We start from the raw sequence: 26670 nt of genomic DNA on the forward strand, positions 1-26670 counted from the left end.
CACCGCGGGTCGCCGAGGACGCGGTCGCCGTACTGGACGCCGCCGGAGCAGGACGCGCACACGTCTACGGCACGTCGATGGGCGGGCGGGTCGCGCAATGGCTGGCCGCCGACCACCCCGAGCGGGTCGACAGGCTCGTGCTGGGCTGCACCTCGCCCGGTGGGTCGCACGCGGTCGACCGCGACCCGGACGTGACACGGCGGCTCGCACAACACGACGCCGCAGCCGTCCGGCAGGCACTGCTCGATCTGATGTACACCCCGGCCTGGCTGGCGGCCCATCCCGGGCCGTACCGCACGATCGGCGAACGCGACACGCCCCCGCACGTGCTGCGGCGGCACCGTATCGCCAGTCACCGGCACGACGCGTGGGACGTGCTGCCCGACATCACCGCACCGACCCTCGTCGTCCACGGCACCGACGACGTGTTCAACCCGGCGGCCAATGCCCCGCTGCTCGCCGAGCGCATCCCCGGCGCCACGCTGCGCCTGATACCGGGGGCACGGCACGCGTACTTCGAAGAGCGCCGCGACATCGCCGGGCCGCTCGTGCTCGACTTCCTCACCGCCGACGTGTGAGGCCTCACCGCAGGCGCGCGGCGGACCGTCAGTCGGCCGAGGTCTGTTCGACGGCATGGTCGGCGAGGTTGATGCCGGCGCTGCCGTAGAGGTTGAAGGCCGCGTCGATGCCGCGGGAACGCAGGTCGTCGAGTTCCTCGCCGCGTTGCGCGATCGCGGCCACCCTTCCGGTGAAACCCTTCTTGCGGAGCAGGTCGAGCACGAGCAGGTTCTCCCCGTGGAACGGCATGGCCAGCAGAATCAGCTCGACCCGGCCCGAGCGCCTGACTCGGGCCCAGAAGTCCAGATCGGTCGCGTCGGCTTCGACGACGTCGAAGCCGCGTTCCCGCAGCTGCCCGGCACGGCCGCTGTCGTGCTCGACGCCGACGGCCCTGCGGCCGTGCACCTCGTGGAGCTGTTGGACGGCGGCCTGGCCCACCCTGCCCATGCCGAGCACCAGGGTGTCGGCGTCGCCGAGGTCGATCGGCCGGTCGTCCGGGGCGAGGGATTCGGCGTCGCGTTCGGGCAGCCGCCGCGTCACCCACGCCTCGATTCCGGGGGCGAGCCGGTTGAGCACGGCCGAGAGGAGGAAACTCAGCGCCACGGCGAGTGCCAGCACGACGACCCAGTCCTCGGAGATGCCTCCGGTGGCGGCGACGACCGTGGCGACGATGAGGGCGAACTCGGAGTAGTTGCCGAGCGCGAGGGACGCGAGCGTGGCGGTGCGGTAGCGCAGGCGCATCAGCCACAGCAGCGTGAAGAACGCCAGCGACTTCACGGGGATCAGCACGGCCAGCAGCGCGGCGATGCCGACGGCCTCCCACGTGGGCGTGCCCGTCAGGCCGATGCTGACGAAGAAGGCGATCAGCAGCACTTCCTTGCCGGTCAGCAGCAGCCGTGCCAGGTCCCCCGCGCGGCGGTGACCGGCCAGCAGCGCGCCGATGATCAGTGCGCCCAGGTCGCCTTTGAGCCCGACCAGGTCGAACAGCACGTATCCGGGCACGAGCGCCATCGTCAGGCCGAACAGGGCACCGAGTTCGACCGAGTCGATGCGGTCCCAGGCCTTGCCGGCCAGCCAGACTCCCGGCACGAGCAGCACGAGCGCCAGCGCCCACGGCGAGGGCAGCGTTCCCTTGGACACGGTCAGCACGATCACGGCGACGATGTCCTGCATGATCAGCACGCCGATGGCGATGCGGCCGTACAGCGTCTGGTTGTCCCGGCGTTCGTCGAGCACCTTGACGACGAACACCGTCGACGAGAACGACAGCGCGAGCGCGACGATCGCCATCTCCGTCAGGTCGGCCTCGCCCAGCAGTGCGAAGCCGAACGGGGCGATGGCCAACAGCATGGCGACGCCCAGCAGGACGCTGAAGGCCATGTGCGCCAGCGACGTCAGCCACACCCTGGCCTTGAGCAGCGACCGCACGTCGAGTTTGAGGCCGATGCCGAACAGCAGCAGGGTCACGCCGAGGTCGGCGAGTGTCTGCAGGCCGGGCATGTGGTCGACCCCCGCGGCCTGCAGACCGAAACCGGCGACGAGGAACCCCACCAGCGGTGGGAGTTTCACGAGCAATGCCAGGCCGCCGGCCGCGAACGCGGCGACGAGATAGATCGCTGCTGTTTCCATGGGCCCCTCTTTCCGCCGAATCGCCGCAGCAGCGTACCCAGCGCGCCCGGATCGTCCCGGTTCCGGTCGCGCATTCACCGGGTGTACCGACGTCGTCACGGCGCAGCCACCGCGGTCGCACCCGCGGTCCACTGTGGATCCCCTTGGACGCCGCACCGCGACGCACGCCGACTCCCCTGCCACGGCCCGCCGAGCCGGCACGGCCCCCACCACGACGCGGCGCACGGCCCGGCACCGTCCGGTACGGCGATCGGCTGTGATCGAGGCGTGTCCCCGCAGCACCGGAGGGACGCGTGGGCCCCTCCGGCTCGACCTCGGACAAAAAACAAGCCCAGGTCTACGACCTGGGCGTTTGCTCCCCCAGTTGGATTCGAACCAACAACCCTCCGGTTAACAGCCGAATGCTCTGCCAATTGAGCTATGGGGGAATGTTCTGTTGTCGTCGGCGCTCTCGCTGTCGACGGGTAGTAACTTTAGACCATGGCCGCTGGCGCCTTCACACGGGGTCCCCCTCCGGTGCGCCGCCACCGTTTCCGGTGGCCAGGTGCCTCGGCGTGGACGGGGCCGGTGGAGAATGAGCGCTTCAAGGAAACAGCACGAGGAGGCTCACCGCCATGAACAAGTTCCTGCTGGGTGCGGCCGTCGGCTATGTCCTGGGCGCTCGCGCCGGGCGCACCCGGTACGAGCAGATCGTGCGGACGTACCGCAAGGTCGCCGATCACCCCGCCGTGCAGGGTGCCGCGGGGGTCGCGCGTGCCAAGCTCGGCGAGAAGATGGGCGAACGCGTTCCGTTCGGGCGGTCGGCCCAGCACTGACCCGGCTCGGCGCCGGGCGCTGCGGCAGTCCGGCGCCGAGATCGCCGCGGGCCACGCCGGGTCGCTCCGGGTCGGTCACGGCGTCCGTGCGACGACGAACACGCGCCGGAACGGCAGCCACGTCGTCCCGTCGGCCCGCTGTGGGTAGGCCTCGGCGAGCAGCTCGGCGAGCTCGCCGCGGAACTCGTCCCAGTCGGCGTCGGCGAGCGCCGCCCTGATCGGCCGCAGCGCGGTGCCGGTGATCCACTCCAGTACCGCGTCGTCGCCGTGCAGCGGCTGCACGTAGGTCGTTTCCCAGGCGTCGACCGTGCACCCGGCATCGGCCAACAGGTCGGCGTAGTCCTCGGGGTCGTCGACCGCATCGGCACCGCGCAGTGACACGCTCGCCAATCTGCTCCGCCACCGCTCGCTCGCGGCGAGCCTGCGGGTGAGCACATGGGAGGGCGCGTTGAAGTTGCCCGGCACCTGCATCGCCAGCCACGCCCCGGACGGCAGCTGCCGCGCCCAGCGCCGCAACAGGTCGCCGTGCCCGCTGACCCAATGCAGCACCGCGTTACTCACCAGCACGTCGGTGTCGGGTTTCGGTGTCCAGGTGCCGACATCGGCGACCTCGGCCGCGATCCCCGCGGCACGGGCCGCCTCGACCATCTCCGGTGAGCTGTCGAACGCCTCGAGCTGCGCCGAAGGCCACCGCCGCGCCAGGCTCGCCGTCAGGTTGCCGGGCCCGCAGCCGGCGTCGACGACCCGTCGTGGCCGCTCGGCCGGCACCCGCGCGACGAGCTCGTGGAAGGGCCTGCCACGCAGGTCACCGTAGGTCAGATACGCAGCAGGATCCCACATACCGTACAACCGTACTGCTGCGGCGGGCGGCGTCACAACCCACCATCCGCGGCCACCGGGACCCGGTCGGCACCGGCCTCAGGACTGTCCACCGGAGAGGCGTTCGGCGGCCTCCCTGGCCATGGCCCGCACCGCGTCGACGTCGGTGCCGGGATCGGGCCGGGCCTGCAGCATCACACCGTCGGCGCCGGGCACCTTGCGCAGCACGAACCACGCTCCCCCGCCGTCGGCGAGGTCGGTGCGGTGCCGCGCCCGAATGGACCCTTCCACGCGCCGTCGCACGAGCTCCGGCAGCCGTCCCGCACGCGGAAGCCCGACCCGCACCGGTGGCCGATCACGAAGCAGAACCGCGCCGCCCACCTCCTCGGCCTCCTCGGCTTCGACCACCGTGAGCGTCCCGGCGTCCCACCCGGCCTTGCTCACCAGGTGCCAGTCCACCCGCCGCGGACCGTCCTGTCCGGGCAACCACAACCCGAGCCGCGTCACCACCACGTGACCACGGTCGGCCTCCGCAGCGGCGACGACGTCCTCGCCGCGCTCCAGCACGGCCCGGATCTCCTCCGGCACCGACGGCCCCGACAGCCTGCGCCACCACCGCGACACCGTCATTCGAACCCGCCCGCGGCCTGGCCTTTGAGGGCCTTCCGGTACTCCTCGAGCGCGACGAGGTCACCGAACAGGTCCCGGTACTCGTCCGGTGAGTCCACAGGGGACAGTCGCTGGAGCTTCGACTTCAGTTCACCGATCTGACGGCCAACGAGATTCTCCTGCACGGCCGAGAACATCGACTGCACGTAGCGCGCATCGGCGTCCCCCACCGACTGCGGCGGCTCGACGGCCAGCTCCGAGAGCAGCGACGCCACCCCCGCGTTCTCGGCGTGCTGCGCCGCGGCCTCGAGCAGCGCGGGGCCGGACAGTCCGGAACCGGTGCCGCCGGCGGCGAGCACGGCCCGGTGCACCGCGACGTACGCGGGATGGGTGAAGGCATCCTCGGGCAACGTGTCGTACTGCGGGCCCGCCAGCGCGGGTTCCTGCAGCGCCGCCTTCAGCACCTCGCGCTGCGCCGTGCGCTCGGGATCACGCGGATCGGGCCGGGCGAACGCGGGCGCCTCGCCGTTCTCGGCGCCGGCACCGCGCGAGGGCTGTTTCCGCCCGCTCGCCTTCACCGGCGCACCCGCGCTCTCGCGCACCCGCCGCACGACCATCGCCTCGTCCTGCCAGCCGGTCCACCACGCGAGCTTCGTCGCGTAGCCGTCCCGCTTGGCGCGGTCCCTGATCTGGGCGACGAGCGGGACGGTGCGCTGCAGCGCGGCAACCTGGCCGTCCACGGAGTCGAGGTCGTACTCGGCCAGCAGGCTGCGGATCGCGAACTCGAACAGCGGGGTCCGGCGCGACACCAGGTCTCGCACCGCCGAGTCGCCCTTGTTCAGGCGCAACTCGCACGGGTCCATGCCCTCGGGGGCGATCGCGATGTAGGTCTGCCCCGCGAACGTCTGGTCGCCCTCGAACGCCTTCAGCGCCGCCTTCTTACCGGCCTCGTCGCCGTCGAACGTGAAGATGACCTCGCCGCGGAACGCGTCGTCGTCCATCATCAGCTGGCGCAGCACCCGCATGTGCTCCTCGCCGAACGCGGTACCCGACGAGGCGACCGCGGTGGGCACACCCGCCTCGTGCATCGCCATCACGTCGGTGTAGCCCTCGACGACGACCACCTGATGCCGTTTGGCGATCTCCCGTTTGGCCAGGTCGAGCCCGAACAGCACCTGTGACTTCTTGTAGATCGGGCTCTCGCTCGTGTTCAGGTACTTGGCCTGGATCGGGTCGTCGTCGAACAACCGGCGCGCGCCGAACCCGACGACGTCACCGCCGCGGTCCTTGATCGGCCACACCAGGCGGCGGTGGAACCGGTCGATCGGCCCGTTACGGCCCTCCTTGGAGATTTGCGCCTTGTACAGCTCCCCCAGTTCGAAACCCTGGTTCAGCAGATGCTTGGTGAGCTTGTCCCACCCGCCGGGGGCGAACCCGCAGCCGAACCGGGCCGCCGCCGCCTGATCGAACCCGCGTTCCTTCAGGAACGTCCGCGCCGTCTCCGCCTCGGGCGTGGTGAGCTGCTCGGCGTAGAACGCCTGTGCCGCCTTGTGCACCTCGACCAGCCGCAGCCGCGTGCCACGGTTCTCCCTGCGGACGTCACGGCCGCCGCCCTCGTAGGTCAGCTGCAGCCCGATGCGGTCGGCCAGCCGTTCGACCGCCTCCACGAACGGCAGGTGCTCGATCTGCATGATGAATTTGATGACGTCGCCGCCCTCGCCACAGCCGAAGCAGTGGAAGGTCCCGTGCGTCGGGCGCACGTTCATCGACGGCGTCTTCTCCTCGTGGAACGGGCACAGGCCCTTCAGCGCCCCGCCACCGGCTCGGCGCAACCCCACATACTCGCCGACGACGTCGTCGATCCGATTGCGCTCGCGTACCTGCGCGATGTCGCTGTCCCGGATCCGTCCCGCCACGCCCCCACTTTAGGCCAGGACCCGATCGCCTCCGACCGGGCATACTCTGCCCATGCCCGACACTCCGGCGGCGTCCGACGAGGCCGCCCGTTTCACCGCCGTACGCGCCCATCTCGTCGGCGTCGGATACCGGCTGACCGGCTCTCTGGCCGACGCCGAGGACGCCGTGCAGGACGCGTGGCTGCGACTGACCTCGCTCGACGACGACCGGCGCGCGGCGATCCACGACCTGACGGCCTGGCTGACGACCGTCGTCGCCCGGCTGTGCCTGGACCGGCTCCGGTCGGCGGCCACCCGCCGCGAACGGTATGTCGGCCCGTGGCTGCCCGAACCGGTCGTGACCGCCACCGACGGCAGGCCCGACCCCCTCGAGGCCGTGGTGGCCGACGACGGCGCCCGCATGGCGGCCATGGTCGTGCTCGACACCCTGCCACCCGAGCAGCGCCTGGCGTTCGTGCTCCACGACGCGTTCGGGGTGCCGTTCGCCGAGATCGCCGAGACCCTCGGCTGCAGCTCCGACGCGGCGCGGCAGTACGCCTCCCGTGGCAGGCGCACGGTGCGCGATGCGGATCCGCCGCCGCGCGCCGGCGACGACCACCGGCGGGTCGTCGAGCAGCTGCTCACCGCCATGGCAACCGGTGACGTCCAGGCGGTCGCCCGCGTGCTGCACCCCGACGTGGTGCTCATCGGCGATTCCGACGGCAAGGCCCGCACCGCGCGGCGCGTCATGTCGGGGGCCGACAGGATCGCACGGTTCTTCGTGGGCCTGCTCACCGTCTACCGGCCGGGCGCTTTCGCGGCGGCCCGGCCGGTGATGGTCAACGGTGACCTCGGCGTGTACCTGCCGCCGGTGCCGGGCGGCGAGGGTTACCACGACCTCGACGCCCACGTGCAGACGGTCGCCGTCGCCGGCGGCCGGATCGTGGCGATCTACGACCAGGTAAACCCCGACAAGCTCACGCGCCTGCCGTCCCCTCCCGCCTGACCTCGCCGAGTTCCACCCGGCAGGCGTCGCCGGAGGTGAACCCCTGGTCGACGATGCCGAGCGCGGCGTTCGACCGTCCGCGCATGTTCTCCAGTCCGATCTGCAGCGACAGTTCGACCACACCCGCCGGGCCGAACTCGCGTTCCAGTTCGGCGACCTGCTCGTCGGTCACCGCGATCGGTGTGTCGGTCATGGCGTCGGCGTAGGCCAGCGCCAGCCGTTCCGGCCGCGTGTACAACGGCGAGGTGGCGTAGTGGTCGATGTCCTTCAACCGGTCGATGTCGAGTCCGTCGTGCTGCTGCAGCATCGTCCCGAAGTCGATGCACCACGAGCAGCCCAGCCGCACCGCGACCCGATAGACGGCCAACTCGCGCACGCTGGTCGGCAGCACGGTCGAGGCGCGTTCGGCGAGCATCTCGAACACGCCGTAGGCGCGCATCAGTTTCGGGTGGTGGGCGGTCACGGCGAACGGCTCCGGCACGGCGCCGTACTTGCGTGCGACGACGCGGTACAGCACACGCGTCACCGGGCCTGCCTGGTCGGCGGTGACGACGGGAATGCGGGGCATGGCGATTCCTCCTCGGGTGTGCGATCGATTCTCACCCTGGGGACGAGACGGCGCCTGCCGATGTGACAGCACGGGGATGCCGCGTCGAAGCCCCGATCGGCGCGCCAGGCACGCCTACGGCCGCCACGTCGAAGGCCGGTACCTCGGGCAGGGCCGTGCCTCGAGCTCCGCCCGCCTGCCGCACACGGTCGACAGCCGGGCCCGCCGCGTTCAGGGGGACGTGAGCGACCGGACGTCCCAGATCCACATGTCCCCACGGAACTGTCCGGGCTTGCCGATCAGCCCTTCGGTCGTGCTGCGGAGCGCTTCCGCGTGGGGGTGATCCGCGTCCAGTACGACCAGGTCGGTCCGCCACTGCCGAAGATCCGCCTCGGCCTGCGTGCGTTCGGCCTCTCCCACGTCGGCGGCGATACCGCTCTCGTCGACCTCGTCGAGGATCGACGACAGCAGCGTGCGCTGCGCCCCGTAGATGCCGGAACCGTCCTCGGCGGGGCCGACGAAGTAGCCCTCCGCGAGGGGGAAGCCGAGCCCCTGGCTGACCTGCCAGTGCAGCGGATCGGCGTAGCCGGTGTCGGGCAGCGGCACGACGGCGACCGATCGGCCGTCCCTCACATGGTCGGCCCACTGGCCGGACGCGAGGAACTCGGGCACCGGCTCGCGTTCTGCCACGGGAAGTTCGGTGGGCATGATCGGCACGAGCGCGACCAGCAGCGCGCCGAACCAGCCCACCCGCGCGACGTACGCCCACTCCCGGAGCCACGGCAGGCGCAGCACGCGCTCGGTGGCCAGCGCGAGCAGGATGCCGCCCAACGGCGCGCACGCCATCGCGAACCGGGATTCGAGCACCGACGACACGAGCGGCGCGTCGACCAGCAACAGCCACGGCCCGGGAATCGACGTCCCCGTGCCGTTCACGACGAGCAGCACCCCCGTGGACAACCACGCCATCGCCAGCATCGAGACGGCGACCGCGCGGGCGGCGGCGACCCGCCACAGCGCGACCGTCACGCCGAGCAGCACCAGCACGAGCGGCCAGCCGAAGAACGCGTTCTCCTCGGTGCGGTTGAGCGACAGGTCCACGGCCGACGACTCGGTGCCCGCCAGCGATGCCGTCGCGTACGCGGTGAATGCACCGAGATCGTTGCCCTGGAAGCCGTGCTCGATCCCCGTGTAACTCTGCGGACCGGCGAACTGCCACCACAGTGGCACCGCCACGATCGCGCCCGCGACGATCGCGCCGATACCGATGCCCGTACCGAGCGGGCGCACCATCGGCCCGATCTCCGCGGGCCTCGACAGCGCGTACACCAGCGCGAACACCGTCAGCGCCAGCGCCGCGATCAGCAGCGGCTCCTCGCCCAGCAGCACCTGGTACGCCGCCAGCAGTCCGAGGATCACGCCGCCCGCGACCGGCCGCTCACCGCGCGCCAGCAACAACAACCGGTGCACCAGCAGCGGTACCAGCAGCAGCACGACGAAGTTGGGGTGGGCGTTGGCGTGGGAGATGATGGGCGGAGCGAACCCGGCGAGCGCCGCGCCGATCGCTGCGGCACCTCGGCTGGCGACGACGTGCCGGGACAGCAGCCAGTACCAGGCGACGGCCGTCCCGGCGAGCCCGCCGGTGAGGGTGAGCGCCCACGTCACGGTCGGTCCGAACAGGACGGTCACCGGCGTCAGCGGGATGCCGACGCCGAGCATCGCCGTGTTGGCCATGAGGTTGACGCCGAGCGGATGGTTCTGCAGATCGGTGTGCAGCGGATTCGACAGCGTCAGCACGTTCTTCGCGGCGACGGCGAAGAACCACTCCCACATGTTCTGGTCCTGCCCGCTGCCCGCCAGGTAGCCGGAGTCGAGGTTCTGCCACAACCCGCGGTAGACCAGCAGCGCCGCCGCCACGCAGGCCAGCACGACGAGCAGGTCGGCGATGCGGCCGCGGGCGCGCGTGTCGAGCCGCACCCGGGAGGGTGCGGCGGGCGACGCGCATGTCACGGCGTGACCACCCGCGCGACGAAGTAGACGGCGCCGGTACCGGCGTGGCGTACCAGCAACAGGAAGGGCCGGTTGACGTCGACGACCACGGGTTCACCGGTCGGCATGGACACGAGTCGCATCGTGGCCGCCGTCGCCGCGGCACCTTCGAGGCCGTGCTCGTCCAGTCGCAGCACCGCCCGGTGCAGTACATCGGAGACATGCAGCCGCGGATCGCCGGACAGGCCGCCGAGATCGGCCTGCGGGGTGAACATGCGCCGCACCCCGAGGCCCCGCAACGCGTCACCGAGCGGAACCGGCACGTCGAGCGACACCCGCGGCATCGTCAACCGCACCTGTTCCGGTGCCAGCGCCGCGAGCAGGTCGGCCAGCGCGGTCTCGTCCAGGGCGACCTCGGCGTCGGCGAGCCTGCGGTCCGGTAGGAGGACCACCGCCTCGACACCGCCGACCGCGGGCACGGCGACGGCCTGCCAGCCCCCGAACTCGGCGTAACGCATCCGCGCCGTCTGCCGCATCATCGGCACGGTCAGCGGCCCGTCGGGCCCGTGGAAATCGGCGTCGGCCGTGGCGTCGGTGGGGAACGGATGCCGCCAGGCGCAGCGCAGGTACAGCGCGTTGACCAGCGTGGCGACCGTGTCCGGGCCGACCGAGCCCGGTGGCAGCAGCTCGGGAATCAGGTCCCGCGTCGTGGCGGCCACGTCGGCGTTGATCGCGGCCCGGGCGGCCTCGGGGTCGTCGACGAACGGCGCGGCCGCGACCCGGCCCGAAGCCCGCTGTTCGAGCGCCTCCGCGTAGCCGTCCTCGACGGCCAGGCCGTCCCACGCCCACAGCGTGTTCGACACGGCGAGCACCGGTTCCTCCTGGCCGGTCCTGGCCTCGAGCACCGCAGCGGCGTCCAGCAGCCGGGTCTGGTCCGCGAGCGCGGACGTCTGTCCGGCGACCAGCGCGGTGATCTCGTCGGCGGTCTCACCCCGTGCACCGTCGGCCACGAGCCCCAACGCGCCCGCCGCCGAGTACGGCGACACGCAGGCGTCGTCGGTTCCGGGGTCCCCCGCGGTCGCACGATGCACGGCGAGCGCGAACGTCCGGTGCGCGGCTTCCGCCGGGTCCGTCGTGACCTCCATTCCGTGACCGTATCGTCATCCGGCGCGGTTATGCGTGGCGGCCCGTGTGCCAGGAATGCCAGGCGTGCGCCTGCGCATCGGTGAGCGTCGCCACCTGGTCGATCACCACACGCAGCCGTTCGGCGTCGCTCTCGGCGCCGGACCACATCTGCCGGAACACCGGCTCGAGTGCCTCGGGGGACCGCGCGAGCAGCACGTCGATCAGCTCGGCGAGCAGCTGCCGCTGCCCCTCCTGCAGCGCAAGCCTGCGCCGGTCACTCATGACGTACCGCAGCGCCATCGCCTTCAGCAGCGCGACCTCGGCCGCCACGCGGGCGGGCACCCGCAGGTCGGCCTCGTAACGCCCCAGCGGGCGGTGCCCGTACTCCTCGCGGGTGGCGGTCACGGCCGCGGAGGCGAACCGTCCGACGAGCTCGCTGGTGAGCCGTTTCAGCGTGACCTGCGCGCCCAGGGTCGAGTCGTAGCCGCGCGCGGCGAGCTCGGCCACGACCGGCAACGTGAGCAGTTCCGCCGCGGCGTCCTCCACCGCCGACACCGGTTCGGCCGTGAAGTGTTTCGCCGCGAGCGCCGCGACGGCGGCCCGTTCGACGGGGTCGGCGAGCATCCCGAACGAGATCCGGCCCGCCCGGACCGCGTCCTCGACGTCGTGCACCGAGTAGGCGACGTCGTCGGCCCAGTCCATGATCTGTGCCTCGAGACACCGCCGGCCACCGTGTGGCCCTGCCTCGTCGCCGGTCCCGCCGTCGCTGCCCGTGGGGTCGCGGTTCGTGGGGTCGCCGTTCGTGGGGTCGCGGTTCGTGGGGTCGCTGCCCGTGTTGCCGTGCGTGCGGACGCCGTCGTCGTCGCCACCACCGTCGCCGCCACCACCACCGCGGAGCCAGCGGAACACGGCCAGATCGTCGGCGTACACCCCGAACTTCGCCGTGCCGGGCCGCCGCGGCCACGGATACTTGGTCGCGGCGTCGAGGCTGGCGCGCGTGAGGTTGAGCCCACCGGTGACCGTGTCCGCGAGTCCGGGGGCGACATCCGGGTCGCCGCCCAGGATCTTCGGTTCGAGCCGGGTGAGGATGCGCAGGGTCTGGGCGTTGCCTTCGAAACCGCCGCACGGCTCCGCCGCCTCGTTGAGGGCGTGCTCGCCGTTGTGGCCGAACGGCGGATGTCCGATGTCGTGGGCCAGCCCCGCCGTGTCGACGATGTCCGGATCGGCACCGAGGTCCTCGGCGATCCCCCTGCCGATCTGAGCGACTTCAAGGGAATGGGTGAGCCGGGTTCGCGGCACACCGCTCACCTCGGCCCCCTCCCCCGGGCCGACGACCTGGGTCTTGCCGGCCAGCCTGCGCAGCGCCGCCGAATGCAGCACGCGGGCGCGGTCCCTGGCGAACGGCGACCGGGTGTCCTCCCGCGCTCCGCTCAGTGCACCGCCCTTGGCCGGTTCGGGATGCAACCGTGCGCGGTCCTGCTCGGTGTACGACACCCGCGTCAGTCTACGAACCCGGCCCGTCCTGTCACGGCAAGCGCGCCGCGGCGGCCGCGGGCGCGCCGGTCCGCGACCTCGGCAGTCGGGCCCCGCCGGTCGTCACTACCGAATGCTGTCGGTGCCGAATAGGTGGTAGTACAGCAACGCGACGGTCTCCCGCCCGATGTACCAGGCCTGCGTCTCCCGTGTCCGCACGATCGGCCCCGAGTGCGTCGGCGACGTCCACGCCTCGAGACCGGCGTCCTCGGCCATCGTGCGGGCCCGCAGCGAGTGCCACGGATCGCTGACGATCACTGTCGTGGCCCAGCCGCGGTCCTGCAGCTCCCGCGCCGCAGCCTGCAACGACCGCAACGTGTCGGCACCCTCCGGCACCGTCAGCACGTCCTTCTCCGGAACGCCGTTGTCGGTGAGCCACCGGGCACCCGATTCGGCCTCGCTGTAGGTGTCCCCGGGAGCGCGTCCGCCCGTCGTGACGATGCGCGGCGCGACGCCCTGGTCGTACAGCTCCTTCGCCTGGCCGAGACGATAGGCGAACACCTGCGATGGCGTGCCGTTGTACTGCGCGGCGCCGAGCACCACGATCGCGTCGACCTGCGGGCGTTCGTCGGCACGCGCCACGTACCACACCCGTAGTGCCGTACCGCCGACCAGCACGAGCGCCATGATCAGGACACCGGCGACGGCGCGGCGGATCCACCGCGTCACCCCCACGGCAACGCCTCTCAGCAGCCGATGAGGCGAGCCGCCAGATACGACTCGAGCTTGTCGATGGCGATGCGTTCCTGGCTCATCGTGTCGCGCTCACGCACCGTCACCGCGTGGTCGTCGAGCGTGTCGAAGTCGACCGTGATGCAGAACGGCGTGCCGATCTCCTCCTGGCGCCGGTACCGCTTTCCGATGGACTGCGCGTCGTCGAAGTCGACGTTCCAGTGCTTGCGCAGCATCGCCGCGATGTCCCGAGCTTTCGGCGTCAGGTCGGAGTTGCGCGACAGCGGCAGCACCGCGACCTTGTACGGCGCCAGCCGCGGGTCGATCTTCAGCACCGTGCGCTTGTCGACGCCGCCCTTGGCGTTCGGCACCTCGTCCTCGGTGTAGGCGTCGAGCAGGAACGCCATCATCGGACGGCCGACACCCGCCGCGGGCTCGATCACGAACGGCCGGTACCGCTCACCGCCAGCCTGGTCGAAGTAGGACAGGTCGACACCCGAGTGGTTCGAGTGGGTCGTGAGGTCGAAGTCGGTGCGGTTGGCGATGCCCTCGAGTTCACCCCACTCCTGGCCCGCGGAGAACTGGAATCGGTACTCGACGTCGACGGTCCGCTTCGAGTAGTGGGACAGCTTCTCCTGCGGGTGCTCGTACAGCCGCAGGTTCTCCTCCCGGATGCCGAGGTCGACGTACCAGGCCTTGCGCTGCTCGATCCAGTACTCGTGCCACGACTCGTCCTCGCCCGGTTCGACGAAGAACTCCATCTCCATCTGCTCGAACTCGCGCGTGCGGAAGATGAAGTTGCCGGGCGTGATCTCGTTGCGGAACGACTTGCCGATCTGGCCGATGCCGAACGGCGGCTTCTTTCGGGCCGTCGTCTGCACGTTGAGGAAGTTCACGAAGATGCCCTGCGCGGTCTCGGGGCGCAGGTAGTGCAGCCCCTCCTCGGACTCGACGGGACCGAGGAACGTCTTGAGCATCATGTTGAACTCGCGCGGCTCGGTGTACCGGCCGCGGTTGCCGCAGTTGGGGCACGGCACGTCGGAGAGGTCGTCCTCGTTGATCGGCGTGCCCGTGCGCTCGGCGTAGTCCTCGGCCAGCTGGTCGGAACGGAACCGGCGGTGGCACTCCAGGCATTCGACCAGCGGGTCGTGGAACGCGCCGACGTGGCCGGAGGCCTCCCACACCTGACGCGGCAGGATGACCGACGAGTCGATGCCGACGACGTCCTCACGGCCCTGCACCACGGTCTTCCACCACTGGCGTTTGATGTTGTCCTTCAGCTCGACGCCGAGCGGTCCGTAGTCCCACGCCGACCGGGTACCGCCGTAGATCTCCCCCGAGGGGAAGACGAAGCCACGACGCTTGCAGAGGTTGACGACGGTCTCGATGTTGTTGGCGGGCACTCCACGCTCCGTGGGAACTATCGCAGTGGTGGGTCGGATTATGTGAAGCACCAGACTAGCCCGAGGCCGCGGCCGCTCCTGCGAGGGGCGGGCCGCTCCCGCGGGGCCGCCGATCCGCAGCGTCCGGCCACCGGCGCCGGCCCCACCCGTGCACCCGGCTCGCCGCTCCGCGGCCGAGCGACGGGACCGGCCGCGTCGGCGCACTAGGATGGACGCGCACACACCCATCAACCGACCACGACCGCACAACACAGCGACCGCACAACACAGATCACCCACCGGAGAGCCGTGTGCCGGCACACGGCGGACGCAGGCTGGAGCATGCGACATGGCGACGGCGAGTTCCGACGCGGCGCCCGCGGGCCCACCCGGCCCCGGTGAGACGGGCGCGGACGGTCACGTCGACGCCGGCCACGACCCGGCCGTACCGGGCCACCGCGACGGTCACCCGCATCCCGACGACACCGGACACGATGTCGCAGGGCACGATGTCGCGGGGCACGATCACCCGGGCGGTCCGGTGCCGCTGACGCCGCCGCCGTCACCGACCGCGCTGACCGATGCGGGCGAGCTGCTGCGGGCACTGGCCGCACCGGTGCGGATCGCCATCGTGCTGCAGCTGCGGGACGGCGACCGGTGCGTGCACGACCTGGTGGACGCCCTGGACGTGGCCCAGCCGCTGATCAGCCAGCACCTGCGTGTCCTCAAGGCGGCCGGCGTTGTACACGGTCAGCGACGCGGACGCGAGGTCGCCTACCGACTGGTCGACGATCACCTGGCACATATCGTGGTGGACGCCGTCGCACACGTGCAGGAGGAGGCGAAGCGATGAGCACTTCGACGAGCAGCTCGTCGGCCGACAGCACCTCGGCGGGAGCCAAGGCGTCCAAGGCCCCGCTGCCGGGGCGCAGGGCGACCCGGCAGCGGGCCGCGGTCGTCGAGCTGCTGGCCGAGGTGGACGATTTCCGGTCGGCGCAGGAGCTGCACGACGAACTGCGCCGCCGCGGCGAGGGCATCGGCCTCACGACCGTGTACCGGACACTCCAGTCGCTGAGCGACGCCGACGAGATCGACGTGCTGCGCACCGACTCCGGCGAGGCGCTGTACCGACGCTGTTCGGAACACCATCACCACCACCTGGTGTGCCGCAGCTGCGGCTATACGGTCGAAGTGGAGGGACCGGCCGTGGAACGCTGGGCCGAGGCGATCGCCTCCGGCAACGGTTTCTCCGACATCAGCCACATGATCGAGATCATGGGCACCTGCTCGACCTGCGCCGCGCAGCAGGCGAGCTGACCGGTCACGTCTCGTACGGCTCCTCCGGCCGGGGAATCTCCCGCAGCGTGCGCACGGCAAGGTCGGGGACGTAGTCGCGGGCGCGCGTGTCGTCGGCGGGCACCAGCTGTCCCGTGACCTCGACCCACGTGTCCGACGGCAGCAGGTCCGCCTGCCCACCGGTGAGGCCGGTGCGGACGGCGAACGCGTCCGCCGCGCAACAGCTCATGGTCATGCGCGCCAACTGCGGACCGTCGGCGGTCTGCACGACGAAGCCGGTGAGCCGCACCGTGCGTCCGTCGAGGGAATCGCGTTCGTCCCATCCGGCGCGGGCGACGAAATCGCCCACCGGCAGCGACACGACCTCGCGGGGCGGGAGCGGTGCGAACTCCGTGTTTCCGGGTTCGGTGTTCTGCCTGGTCCGCAGCACCGAGTCGGCGCCCAGCGCCGGGGGCGCCACGAGCAGCACGGCGAGCACGGGCACGACGATCAGCCACGCCGAACGCGCGGTGTGTTCGTGTCCGCCCTCCCCCGCGCACGCGTCGGGCGCGCAGCCACGGCCGTCACCGGCGTCGTCGGTTTCGTCGGTGTCTCCCGCCGCAGCGCGCGCTCCGTCGCGGACGTCCCGCACGATCGCCACGCCCGCCAGCACGAGCATGACGATGCCCGCACCGACCAGCCACGGCTGGTGTGTGGGCTTGACATAGCGCAGGTAGTCGCCGGTCACGGCGATCTTCAGCAGCGCACCGCCGAGCAGTAGCAGCAGGACGTTCTGGGTCTCGCGCCTCACCGCACGCCTCCCAGGAAGACCAATCCCGACACGACGGCACAGCCGATCGCCACCACGAACGTGACCGGCGCGAACCGCAGCGCGAACGCCCGGCCGAACGTGCCGGCCTGCAGGGCGAACAGCTTCGCGTCGATGGCGGGGCCGACGACGAGGAACACCAGCCGCGGCAGCAGCGGCAGCGCCGACAGTGACGCGGCGACGAACGCATCGGCCTCGCTGCACAGCGACAGCACCACGGCCAGCACCGCCATGACCAGGACACCCAGCACGATCTGCTCACCGAGGGAGGAGAACCAGTCCGCGGGGATAACCACGCCGAACGCCGCAGCGACCAGACCGCCCAGCACGAGGAAACCACCCGCGTCGACGAGGTCGGCCCTGGCGGTCTCGGCGAACACGCGCCACCGGTCGCGCCCTGCCGTGTCGGGCAGCCGCCGCAGGGCGCGCTCGGCGATCCAGTCGAGTTTGCCCCAGCGCAGCCACAACCAGCCCATGATCAGCGCCGTGGCGAGCGAGCCTGCGAAACGGGCGGCCACCATGGCGGGTTCGCCGGGGAACGCCACAGCGGTCGAGACGAGCACGATGGGGTTCACCGCGGGTGCCGCCAGCAGGAACGCCAGCGCGGCCGCCGGGGCGACGCCCTGTCCGATCAGTCGGCGCGCCACGGGCACCGACGCGCATTCGCACCCGGCCAGCACGACGCCCGACACTCCGGCGACGCCGACGGCGGCCGAGTCCCTGCGCGGCAGCACCCGGCGTAGCGCCCGCGCGGGCACGAACGCGGCGATCGCCCCGCTGAGCAGCACCCCGAGCACGAGGAACGGCAACGCCTGCACGCAGATCGCCACGAACACCGTCGTCGCCGTCTGCAGCACCGGGACGTCGACGGCCTCGCGGAGCTGATCCTGCGCGAGGATCGCCAGCACCAACAGCGCGCACAGCACCTGCATCGAGGTGATGCGCCACCGCCTGCCCGGCCGGCCTGCCCGGCGCGCACTGTCGACAACGGTTTCCATCAGTGCGCCATCATGCCAGGCGACGTTCCGCGGCCCTTCAGGCGCTGACGAGCTCCGAGCGCACCTGCGAAGCCGTCGACACGACGAGCATCAGCAGCGTGCCGAGCGGCCCCGGGTCGAGCCCCTGCGCGGGGAACGCGTACCGCAGCGTGACGTCCGTGCCGCTGTCGCCGTGCACGATGCCGAGCGTGCCGAACAGGCCCTGCCCCGCACGCTCGGCCACGACCGCGGCCAGCTTCGGATCGTCCGGCAGGTCCCACGCCACGACACACGTCAGGCTCAGCACCAGCAGGCCGTCGGCCAGCTGCATCGCCTGCACGACGCACGGCACGTCGGAGTGTTTGAACGTGAGCGTGCCGTCGTCGTCGACCTGCACGTCCAGGTAGTTCTCGAGCGCTTCCTTGGCTGCGGCGAGCAGCTGGGCGGTGTCGGCGGCCTCAGAGGTCATGCGGTGTCCTTCCCGGGTTCGGCGGTGGTGTCGGCGGCGTCGGTGCCGTCGCTCTGGTCGACGGCGCCGCCGAACCGGCGGTCGCGCTTGGCGTATTCGAGGCACGCGTCCCACAGCTGGGTGCGGTCGAAGTCGGGGAACAGCGTGTCCTGGAAGACGAACTCGGCGTAGGCCGACTCCCACAGCAGGAAATTCGAGGTGCGCAGTTCGCCGGAGGGCCGCAGGAACAGGTCCACGTCCGGCATCTGCGGCTGGTACAGGTATTTGGCGACGGTGCGCTCGTCGACCTTGTCGGGGTTGATCTTGCCCTCGGCCGCCAGCCGCGCGATGTGCCGCGCCGCGTCGCCGATCTCGGCGCGACCGCCGTAGTTGACGCACATGGTCATGTTCATGCGCGTGTTGTGCTTGGTCTTCTCCTCGGCGGCCTCGAGTTCCTTGATCACGCTGCGCCACAGCTTGGGCCTGCGGCCCGCCCACCGGATGCGCACGCCGATGGAGCCGAGGTAGTCGACCTGGCGGCGAATCGTGTCGCGGTTGAAGCCCATCAGGAAACGCACCTCGTCGGGACTGCGCTTCCAGTTCTCCGTCGAGAAGGCGTACACCGACAGCCACTTGACGCCGAGTTCCACCGCGCCGCTGGCGACGTCGATCATCACCGACTCGCCGCGCTTGTGGCCTTCGATGCGCGGCATGCCGCGCTGGTTGGCCCACCGGCCGTTGCCGTCCATCACGAGGGCGACGTGGTTCGGCACCAGTTCCGACGGGATCCGGGGCGGACGGGCACCCGACGGGTGCGGGTCAGGTTCCCGCACCTCCTGGATGCGTGTCGCGTCGCGAGCCTTCCAGCGCACCTGTCACCTCCACCTCGCCGGGCGCGGTCGCCCGTGCCGTGTCCGTCCACGCCGTTGCGACCGTCCCGAACTCCTCGTCGTCGGAGGCTGCCGCCGGCTCGCCGCCTGCTTCCCGGCCACCGGTCGACGCGGTGGACGTCGCCGCAGTCACCGCAGTGTTCGAGTGTGCGGCGTCCGAGTGTGCCGGGCCGTGTTCTGCCGGGTCCTGTGGTGCCCGGGCCTGTTGTTCCGGGGCCTGTTGTTCTGGGGCCTGTTGTTCCGGGTGGACCGCTGCCGGGTCGGCGGCACCGGTGCCCGGATCGTCGGTGCCGTCGTCGGTGTCACCGCTGGCATGCGGGTCCGACCCTAACGCGGCGGTCAGCGGCGCCTCGCGGGCACGGCGTTCCACGAACGGCAGGGAGCGCAGGCGGCGTTCCAGGTGCCATTGCAGATGCGCCGCGACCAGGCCGCTGACGTCGCGGCGCACGGACTGGGTGCTGTCCTCGGCGACGGGCCAGTCGCCGTGCAGCAGCGCCGCCATCACGGCCAGCACGTCCGGTGCGGGGTGCACGGAACCGGGGACGCGACAGCGCGGGCACAGCAGGCCGCCCGCCTGCACGTTGAACGCGGCGTGCGGGCCGCGTTCGCCGCAGCGGGCGCATTCGGTGAGTGCCGGCTCCCAGCCTGCGAACGCCATGGCGCGCAGCAGAAACGCGTCGAGCACGAGCGACGAGTCGCGCTGGCCGCCGGCGAGCGCCCGCAGCGCGCCGACGACGAGGAGATACAACTTCAGCGCGGGCTGTTCCTCCTCGGCGGTCAGCCGGTCGGCGGTCTCCACGATCGCGGCGGCCGCCGTGTACGCCTGGTAGTCGCTCACGATGGGTAGTGCGAACGCGTCGACCGTCTGCACCTGCGTGACGACGTCGAGCGTGCGGCCGGTGTAGAACTGCACGTCGACGTGCCCGAACGGTTCGAGCCTCGCACCGAACCGGGACGTCGTCCGCCGCACGCCCTTGGCGACGGCGCGCACCTTGCCGTTGCGGCGCGTCAGCAGGGTGATGATGCGGTCGGCCTCACCGAGCTTGTGCACGCGCAGCACCACGCCGGTGTCCCGATACAAGCTCACCGGACCATGATCCCACGCCCGGGCGACAACCCCGTGGCCAGCAGCGCCGAGGCGTGACACTCATCGCCGCGGACGCAACGGCGGGTGGGGCCGCGGCGACGCGAGCCGCAGCGGACAGCGGTACCCACCGAACGCCTTCCCGATCACGTGGAACGGAACCACTCACCCGCAGGCAGGCCGCGAAACCCCCACCACGCGACGGTCACGACCACGAGCGTGATCAACGCAGCTCGCCCGGCGCGCCCTGCCGGCCACCACCGCTGCGCCCGCCCGGTTTCCCAGCGAGCCAACGCGAACAACACAACTGCCGCCAACGGCACCAGCACGGCGACGGCGAAGGCGTTGTGCCCGACGGCGGCGAGCAGGTCGCCGCGCAACAGGTCCCCGATGGCACGGCTACCGCCGCAGAACGGGCAATCGATCCCGGTGAGTGCGCGGAACCAGCACGGCACCACCACGACGCCGGTACCCAGCGCCATGCCGACGAGCAGGCCACCGCCCGCAAGCGCCGGCGTGACACGCATGGCGTGCCACGGCCGGACCACCCGCGGAGACGTCATGTCAGTAGTTGACCGGTTTCGTCGAGACGACATAGGTCTTGGCAGCCTTGTCGTGCCAGCCCTGCCGAGCCTGCTCGTCGAAGAACGGCGAGAGATTCATGAGCAACGACACCAGCCCCCCGATGCAGGGGATGATGCCCGGTGCCATCTGAGTTGCGACGCGGGTGAACGCCGGCCCGCTCCCGATTCCGGGTTGTTGCTGCATGCTGCTCAGCTCGGTCATGACCCGCAGGCCCGCGACACTCTTGCCGACGGTAGCCCCCCGGGAGCCGAGCATGAGGCCCTCGTACAGGACCAACCCGATGAACGGCAGCGGCGCCAGCAAAAAGAGGATCCAGTACAGGTCCGGATCCGTGGCGATGACGGCGAACTGGACAACCATCATGAGGATCGCGAACGGCAGCACGACGATCAGACCGTCGACAAGCCTGGCGAGAAACCGGCTACCCATGGTGCCGAGCACCAGCGGGCCGGTGTTCGGGAACTGGATCTGCGCGCCGGGCACGATGATCCGGGCCTGACCGGCCACCATCTGGCCGCTCCCAAAACCGCCGGGCTGCTGACCGGGGAATCCTCCCGGTTGGCCGTACGGCTGCTGCCCGTAGGGCTGCTGCTGCCCGAACGGCTGCTGCCCGGGCGCAGGCTGTCCGTACGGCTGCTGGCCCGGCGCGCCGGGTTGCTGGAACCCACCGGACTGGGGATTCGGCTGCTGAAAGCCTCCCGATTGGGGCTGTCCGTACTGCCCCGGCGCACCCTGTCCGTACGGCTGGCCAGGCTGTTGGCCGTACGGCTGCTGCCCCTGACCAGGCTGCTGTCCGTACGGCTGCTGCCCCTGGCCGGGCTGTTGTCCGTACGGCTGCTGACCATAGGGTTGCTGGTTGTAAGGATTGGTCATTCGGGTCTGTCTCCCCCTTGCGGCGATGATCGCGCGAGAGAGTACCCCATGGACGCACCCGGCGAGACGCCCCGTAATCTGCCCCTTTCCGGGCTTTCACCAGGAACGTCAGTAATGCACCGGTTTGGTCGACACCACGTATGTTCCCGCGGCCTTGTCCGGCCAACCCTGACGGGCGAACTCGTCGAAGAACGGCGACACACTCACGAGCACTGTGATGAAGCCCCCGAGGCACGGCACCAGCCCGGGCAGCAGGAGCATCGCCGCCCTGGCCATCCCCGCACCGACTCCAGGGCCTCCGCGCTGAGCCGCGGCCGAACGTGCCGTGACGACCCGCAGCCCCGCGACCGTCTTCCCGACGGTCGCGCCGCACAGACCGATCGACAGTCCCTCGTAACCGAACCAGACGATCAAGGTGGCAGGTGCGATGAGCAGCAACGTCCACCACAGGCGCGGCTGGTGGACCACCACTGCCAACAGCAATCCGACGAATCCGGCTCCTGCCGGGATCACGAGGATGGCCGCGTCCACCAAACGTGCAACGAACCTGCTGCCCATCGTGGCAAGCACGAGCGGCCCGGTTCCAGGGAACCGGATCCATGCTCCCGGAGTGATGATCTCCGGGCGGTCAGGCCCACCTCCGGACGGCGGCACGCCAGCGCTTGCGAAGGGGTAAGGCGGATAACGGTCGGTCACGTCGAGGCCCTAGAAGCCCAGGCGGCCCAACTGCTTCGGGTCCCGCTGCCACTCCTTGGCCACCTTGATGTGCAGGTCGAGGTAGACCTTCGACCCGAGCAGCGCCTCGATGTGCGTGCGGGCGTTGGCACCGACCTGCTTGAGCCTGCTCCCTTTGTGGCCCAGCACGATGGCCTTCTGACTCGGCCGTTCCACGAACAGGTGCGCGTAGATGTCGACCATGTCGTCGCGGCCCTCGCGCGGGATCATCTCCTCGACCGTGACGGCGATCGAATGCGGCAGTTCGTCGCGCACGTCCTCCAGCGCGGCCTCGCGGATGAGTTCGGCGACGAGCCGCTGTTCCGGTTCGTCGGTCAGGTCGCCGTCCGGATACAGCTGCGGGCCCTCGGGCAGCTGGCTCACCAGCACGTCGGCGACCGTGTCGACCTGGTAGCCGCCGGTGGCGGACACCGGAACGAGGTCGGCGAACTCCATCACGTGCTGCAGCTCGAGCAGCTGCTCGGCCACGACCTCCGGCTTGACGAGGTCGGTCTTCGTGACGATCCCGATGACGGGTGTGCGCCGCGCGATCTTGGCCAGTTCCGCCGCGATGTACTTGTCGCCCGGTCCGATCTTCTCGCCCGCGGGCACGCAGAACCCGACGACGTCCACTTCGGACCACGTGGCGCGCACGACGTCGTTGAGGCGCTCTCCCAGCAGCGTGCGCGGCCGGTGCAGCCCCGGAGTGTCCACAATGATCAGCTGCGCGTCGTCGCGGTGCACGATGCCGCGCACTGCGTGCCGCGTGGTCTGCGGCTTGTTGGACGTGATCGCGATCTTCGTGCCGACCAGCGCGTTGGTCAGCGTCGACTTGCCCGCGTTGGGGCGTCCGACGAAACAGGCAAACCCCGACCGGTGTTCGGCCGGCGTCTCGCGCCATCCGGTGTCCTGGATGCCGGCCTCGCGCAGCTTCGCGGCGAGGTCGTCGCCCGGCTCGTCCGTGCCACCGGTGTCGTCCCGGCCGCGACCGCCGCCAGCGGTCACCGGACGGTCTCCTGCACGTCCCCGGCGGCGTCGGCGCGCAGCACCGGCGCGTCGGCCGCCAGGTCACGCACCGCGTGCACCGATGTCTCAGCCACGAGCGGTTCCGCCGTCACCACGGCCGCCGCCTCGAGTCCCTCGGCCCCGCTCGACACCGCGGCCGCGACGGCGGCCTGCAGCGCGGTGAGCTTCAGCGACGGCAGGTCGATCGTTGCCGCCGCGTAGGTCCGCCCGTCGGTGTCGCGCACCGCGGCGCCCTCGGCGGCCTGGATCCGCGCCCTCGTCGAGCGGGCCAGAATGACGAGCTTCTCGTCCTCCGGGTCGAGGTCAGGCATGTTCGACGCTCCTATCGCTGTCACTCTCGTCGCTTCCGTTGGTGCGCTGCGGCCGGTCCGCGTTCTCGTCGGTGGAACGCACGACGACCGTCGTGATCCGCATCCGGCCGCGGCGATCCTTGCCGCCCTCGGCGCGCAGCCGCAACTCGCCGATCTCCGCCTCGGCACCGGGCAGCGGCACCCTTCCCAGCCGCTGCGCCATCAGTCCGCCGACCGTTTCGACGTCGTGATCGGACAGATCGACGTCGAACAGTTCGCTCAGGTCGTCGACACCCAACCGCGCCGACACCCGCACGGCGCCGTCGTCCAGCTCTTCGACGTCGGGGCGTTCCTCGGTGTCGGACTCGTCGGTGATGTCACCGACGATCTCCTCGAGGACGTCCTCGATGGTCAGCAACCCTGCCGTGCCACCGTACTCGTCGACCGCGATGACCAGGTGGTGCCGGGAGACCTGCATCTCTTTGAGCAGGCTGTCGAGGCGCTTCGAATCGGGCACGAACGCCGCCGGGCTCATCACCTCGGCCACCGAACGGGCGTTGCCGCCTGGGGACATCGAGGCGTGCACCAGATCCTTCAGGTTCACCACGCCGACGACGTCATCGGCCGTGTCACCGATCACCGGCAATCGTGTGAACCCGGTCCGCATCGACAGCGCCAGCGCCTGCCGCACGGTCTTGATCTGCTCGATCCACACGATCTCGGTGCGTGGCACCATCACCCCGCGGGCCACGGTGTCGCCGAGTTCGAACACCGAGTGGATCATCTCCCGCTCGTCGGTCCCGACGACGCCCCGCTCCCCCGCGAGGTCGACGAGCTCGCGGAGTTCGGCCTCCGTGGTGAACGGGCCCTCGCGGAAGCCCTTGCCCGGTGTGATCGCATTGCCGACCGCGATGAGCAGCCTGCTCAGCGGCCCCAGCACCTTCCCCAGCACGCGCACCGGACCGGCCACCACCAGTCCGACGGGATAGGGATGCTGCCTGCCGATCGTGCGCGGGCCGACGCCGACCAGCACGTAGCTGACCACCACCATCACCACGCCCGCACCGGCGACGGCGAACCAGTCCTGCTGGAACCAGCGGATGCTGACGACCGTGACCAGGACCGTCGCCGTCAATTCGCACGCGAGCCGGAGCAGCATCAGCAGGTTGATGTGCCTGCTGCGTTCGCCGATGACGGCCACGAGCTGACGGGCACCGGTGCGGCCCGCGCGGACCATGCCCTCGGCGCGGGCCTGCGACACAGCACTCACCGCGGAGTCCGCCGCGGCGAACACCCCGCCCAACAACACCAGCACGACGGCCAGCAGCAGGGCCGCGGTACTGCTCACGGCGTCTCCTGATCCGTCCCTCCGTCGAGCCCGGCCGCGCCGAGCAGACGGTCGTCGACGCTGCGCTGCGCCTCCCGGCGGGACGCCTCCAGCCGCGCCGCCTGGTAGTCGGCGAGGATGCGGTTCTGCAGGCCGAACATCTCGCGTTCCTCGGCGGGCTCGGCGTGGTCGTAGCCGAGCAGGTGCAGCGTGCCGTGGACGGTCAGCAGGTGCAGCTCGTCCATCAGCGAATGACCCGCCTTCTTGGCCTGGTCGCGCGCGAACGCCGGGCACAGCACGATGTCACCGAGCAGCGCCGAGGTGTCGTCCGGCGCGTCGGGCCTGCGCGTGCCCTCCATCTCGTCCATGGGGAACGCCATGACGTCGGTCGGGCCCGGCAGGTCCATCCACCGTTCGTGGAGGTCCTCCATCACGTCGAGGTTCACCAGCAGCACCGACAGCTCGGCGAGCGGGCTCACCTCCATCTGGTCCAGTGCGAACCGGGCGGCCGACACGATCGACTCCTCGTCGACCCCGACCCCGGACTCGTTGGCGATCTCGATACTCACGCGCGATCCTCGTTGTGCTTGCCGTTGCCCGCAGCCCCGTCACGGCCCCGGCCGCCGGCACCGCGGCCGTCCGCAGCAGCGGCCCCGGACGCCTCGCCGGCCGCGGCGTCCTGCGTGGCCTGCCACTTCTCGTAGGCGTCCACGATGTCGCCGACGAGCTTGTGCCGCACGACGTCGGTGCTGGTCAGGGTGGAGAAGTGCAGGTCGTCGACCCCGTCGAGGATCTCGCGCACGATCCGCAGTCCGCTGCGCTGGCCTCCCGGCAGGTCGACCTGGGTGATGTCGCCGGTCACGACGACCTTCGAGCCGAACCCGAGCCGGGTCAGAAACATCTTCATCTGCTCGGGCGTGGTGTTCTGGGCCTCGTCGAGAATGACGAAGGCATCGTTGAGGGACCGGCCGCGCATGTAGGCGAGCGGGGCGATCTCTATGGTGCCCGCCTGCGTGAGACGCGGGATCGACTCGGGATCGACCATGTCGTGCAGCGCGTCGTACAGCGGTCGCAGGTACGGATCGATCTTCTCGTTGAGCGTTCCCGGCAGATAGCCGAGCCGCTCCCCCGCCTCGACGGCCGGGCGCGTGAGAATGATGCGGTTGACCTGCTTCGCCTGCAGTGCCTGGACGGCCTTCGCCATGGCCAGATACGTCTTGCCGGTACCGGCAGGCCCGATGCCGAACACGATCGTGTGCTGGTCGATGGCCTCGACGTAACGCTTCTGGTTCAGCGTCTTCGGCCGGATGGTGCGCCCGCGCCGGGACACGATGTCCATGCTCAGGACCTCGGCAGGCGACTCCGCATTACCCGCCGACAGCATGCCGACGGTGCGGCGCACCGCGTCCGGGCCGAGCGGCTGTCCTTTGGAGGCCAGGGTGACGAGTTCACTCAGCGCCCGCTCGGCGAAGGCGATCTCGCCGGGCTCGCCGGTCAGCGTGACCTCGTTGCCCCGTACGTGCACATCGGCGTCGAGCAGCTCCTCGATGACGCGCAGGTTCTCATCGCTCGACCCGAGCAGCGCCAGCGTTGCCGCGTCGGGAATCGGGAACTTCGAGCGCGCCTGGGTGCCGCCGCTGTCGGGGGTCTGCTGCGGAACGGTTCCGGCCACGTGGCCTCTGGCCTGCCTTCTGCACTCATCGTGCCGATCGATAACGGATGTCTGCCTGTCATGCTAACGGCCGCACCGGCACGTGGGCGCCCGGATTCTCG

27 protein-coding genes, 1 tRNA gene and 1 pseudogene are annotated in these 26670 nt (G+C 70.8%); 5 read left to right on the plus strand and 24 right to left on the minus strand.

What is annotated here, in order from left to right:
• On the plus strand, positions 1-578 hold a 578-nt coding region (locus FB384_RS21380; protein WP_183786609.1), incomplete at its 5' end, for an alpha/beta fold hydrolase.
• Between the two features lie 28 nt (positions 579-606).
• On the opposite strand, the gene FB384_RS21385 is transcribed toward FB384_RS21380, so the two are convergent.
• Positions 607-2187 (minus strand): cation:proton antiporter domain-containing protein, encoded by a 1581-nt coding sequence (locus FB384_RS21385; RefSeq protein WP_183786610.1) that lies wholly within the window; start codon positions 2185-2187, stop codon positions 607-609.
• A gap of 355 nt (positions 2188-2542) precedes the next feature.
• Positions 2543-2615: transfer RNA gene (locus tag FB384_RS21390), tRNA-Asn, on the minus strand.
• 186 nt (positions 2616-2801) lie between these two features.
• On the opposite strand from FB384_RS21390, the gene FB384_RS21395 reads away from it, so the two are divergent.
• Positions 2802-3002, plus strand: coding sequence for a hypothetical protein (locus FB384_RS21395; protein ID WP_183786611.1), 201 nt, complete (start codon positions 2802-2804; stop codon positions 3000-3002).
• Between the two features lie 75 nt (positions 3003-3077).
• On the opposite strand, the gene FB384_RS21400 is transcribed toward FB384_RS21395, so the two are convergent.
• From FB384_RS21400 to dnaG, 3 genes are all read right to left on the minus strand, one after another.
• Entirely contained in the window at positions 3078-3842 is a 765-nt protein-coding gene (locus tag FB384_RS21400) for a trans-aconitate 2-methyltransferase (protein ID WP_183786612.1), read from the minus strand.
• A 78-nt stretch (positions 3843-3920) separates the two neighbouring features.
• A complete protein-coding gene (locus FB384_RS21405) occupies positions 3921-4451 on the minus strand; it encodes a hypothetical protein (RefSeq protein WP_183786613.1) in 531 nt (176 codons plus the stop codon).
• A complete protein-coding gene (gene dnaG / locus FB384_RS21410) occupies positions 4448-6346 on the minus strand; it encodes a DNA primase (RefSeq protein WP_183786614.1) in 1899 nt (632 codons plus the stop codon). The genes FB384_RS21405 and dnaG overlap by 4 nt, the downstream gene beginning before the upstream one ends.
• Before the next feature lie 52 nt (positions 6347-6398).
• On the opposite strand from dnaG, the gene FB384_RS21415 reads away from it, so the two are divergent.
• Entirely contained in the window at positions 6399-7331 is a 933-nt protein-coding gene (locus FB384_RS21415; protein ID WP_183786615.1) for a sigma-70 family RNA polymerase sigma factor, read from the plus strand.
• Here the strand turns inward: FB384_RS21415 and FB384_RS21420 are convergent.
• The 6 genes from FB384_RS21420 to FB384_RS21445 form a co-directional block, all read right to left on the minus strand.
• A complete protein-coding gene (locus tag FB384_RS21420) occupies positions 7303-7899 on the minus strand; it encodes a carboxymuconolactone decarboxylase family protein (protein WP_183786616.1) in 597 nt (198 codons plus the stop codon). The two genes, FB384_RS21415 and FB384_RS21420, sit on opposite strands and share 29 nt — an antisense overlap.
• A 210-nt stretch (positions 7900-8109) precedes the next feature.
• Entirely contained in the window at positions 8110-9888 is a 1779-nt protein-coding gene (locus FB384_RS21425; RefSeq protein WP_323985394.1) for a glycosyl transferase, read from the minus strand.
• Positions 9885-11012, minus strand: coding sequence for a serpin family protein (locus FB384_RS21430; protein ID WP_183786617.1), 1128 nt, complete (start codon positions 11010-11012; stop codon positions 9885-9887). Before FB384_RS21430 ends, FB384_RS21425 begins: the two co-directional genes overlap by 4 nt.
• A 28-nt stretch (positions 11013-11040) precedes the next feature.
• Complete coding sequence (locus tag FB384_RS21435; protein WP_183786618.1) at positions 11041-12486, minus strand: deoxyguanosinetriphosphate triphosphohydrolase family protein; 1446 nt, start codon at positions 12484-12486, stop codon at positions 11041-11043.
• A 105-nt stretch (positions 12487-12591) separates the two neighbouring features.
• The gene (locus FB384_RS21440) at positions 12592-13152 is read right to left on the minus strand and encodes a YdcF family protein (protein WP_183786713.1); all 561 of its coding nucleotides are present in this window, start codon (positions 13150-13152) and stop codon (positions 12592-12594) included.
• 59 nt (positions 13153-13211) lie between these two features.
• Entirely contained in the window at positions 13212-14600 is a 1389-nt protein-coding gene (locus FB384_RS21445) for a glycine--tRNA ligase (protein ID WP_183786619.1), read from the minus strand.
• A gap of 328 nt (positions 14601-14928) precedes the next feature.
• Between FB384_RS21445 and FB384_RS21450 the strand changes: the two genes are divergently transcribed.
• Entirely contained in the window at positions 14929-15432 is a 504-nt protein-coding gene (locus FB384_RS21450) for an ArsR/SmtB family transcription factor (RefSeq protein ID WP_183786620.1), read from the plus strand.
• Positions 15429-15896, plus strand: a complete 468-nt coding sequence (locus FB384_RS21455; protein WP_183786621.1) for a Fur family transcriptional regulator — start codon at positions 15429-15431, stop codon at positions 15894-15896. Before FB384_RS21450 ends, FB384_RS21455 begins: the two co-directional genes overlap by 4 nt.
• A gap of 4 nt (positions 15897-15900) precedes the next feature.
• On the opposite strand, the gene FB384_RS21460 is transcribed toward FB384_RS21455, so the two are convergent.
• The 13 genes and pseudogenes from FB384_RS21460 to FB384_RS21520 all read right to left on the minus strand — a co-directional run bounded on the left by FB384_RS21460 (position 15901) and on the right by FB384_RS21520 (position 26569).
• Positions 15901-16665 (minus strand): TIGR03943 family putative permease subunit, encoded by a 765-nt coding sequence (locus FB384_RS21460; protein ID WP_183786622.1) that lies wholly within the window; start codon positions 16663-16665, stop codon positions 15901-15903.
• Positions 16662-17681, minus strand: coding sequence for a permease (locus FB384_RS21465; RefSeq protein ID WP_183786623.1), 1020 nt, complete (start codon positions 17679-17681; stop codon positions 16662-16664). The genes FB384_RS21460 and FB384_RS21465 overlap by 4 nt, the downstream gene beginning before the upstream one ends.
• A 37-nt stretch (positions 17682-17718) precedes the next feature.
• Positions 17719-18129 (minus strand): YbjN domain-containing protein, encoded by a 411-nt coding sequence (locus FB384_RS21470; protein WP_183786624.1) that lies wholly within the window; start codon positions 18127-18129, stop codon positions 17719-17721.
• Positions 18126-18980 (minus strand): isoprenyl transferase, encoded by an 855-nt coding sequence (locus FB384_RS21475; protein ID WP_183786625.1) that lies wholly within the window; start codon positions 18978-18980, stop codon positions 18126-18128. Before FB384_RS21475 ends, FB384_RS21470 begins: the two co-directional genes overlap by 4 nt.
• 271 nt (positions 18981-19251) lie before the next feature.
• Positions 19252-20085, minus strand: a pseudogene (gene recO / locus FB384_RS21480) (DNA repair protein RecO); the annotation flags it as partial.
• A 143-nt stretch (positions 20086-20228) separates the two neighbouring features.
• Positions 20229-20645, minus strand: a complete 417-nt coding sequence (locus FB384_RS21485; protein ID WP_183786626.1) for a DUF2752 domain-containing protein — start codon at positions 20643-20645, stop codon at positions 20229-20231.
• 1 nt (position 20646) lies between these two features.
• Complete coding sequence (locus FB384_RS21490) at positions 20647-21540, minus strand: RDD family protein (protein ID WP_183786627.1); 894 nt, start codon at positions 21538-21540, stop codon at positions 20647-20649.
• A gap of 108 nt (positions 21541-21648) precedes the next feature.
• The gene (locus tag FB384_RS21495) at positions 21649-22194 is read right to left on the minus strand and encodes an RDD family protein (RefSeq protein WP_407676107.1); all 546 of its coding nucleotides are present in this window, start codon (positions 22192-22194) and stop codon (positions 21649-21651) included.
• 51 nt (positions 22195-22245) lie between these two features.
• Complete coding sequence (gene era, locus FB384_RS21500; RefSeq protein WP_183786714.1) at positions 22246-23169, minus strand: GTPase Era; 924 nt, start codon at positions 23167-23169, stop codon at positions 22246-22248.
• A gap of 86 nt (positions 23170-23255) precedes the next feature.
• Positions 23256-23591 carry a cytidine deaminase gene (locus FB384_RS21505; protein WP_183786629.1) on the minus strand — a complete coding sequence of 112 codons (336 nt, stop codon included), beginning with the start codon at positions 23589-23591 and terminating at the stop codon, positions 23256-23258.
• Positions 23584-24918 carry a hemolysin family protein gene (locus FB384_RS21510; RefSeq protein WP_183786630.1) on the minus strand — a complete coding sequence of 445 codons (1335 nt, stop codon included), beginning with the start codon at positions 24916-24918 and terminating at the stop codon, positions 23584-23586. Before FB384_RS21510 ends, FB384_RS21505 begins: the two co-directional genes overlap by 8 nt.
• Positions 24915-25466, minus strand: coding sequence for an rRNA maturation RNase YbeY (ybeY, locus tag FB384_RS21515; protein WP_183786631.1), 552 nt, complete (start codon positions 25464-25466; stop codon positions 24915-24917). The genes FB384_RS21510 and ybeY overlap by 4 nt, the downstream gene beginning before the upstream one ends.
• Entirely contained in the window at positions 25463-26569 is a 1107-nt protein-coding gene (locus FB384_RS21520; RefSeq protein ID WP_183786632.1) for a PhoH family protein, read from the minus strand. The genes ybeY and FB384_RS21520 overlap by 4 nt, the downstream gene beginning before the upstream one ends.
• Positions 26570-26670 lie beyond the last annotated feature (101 nt).

The sequence above is a fragment of the Prauserella sediminis genome (assembly GCF_014195435.1).
In the GTDB taxonomy this organism is placed as follows: domain Bacteria; phylum Actinomycetota; class Actinomycetes; order Mycobacteriales; family Pseudonocardiaceae; genus Prauserella; species Prauserella salsuginis.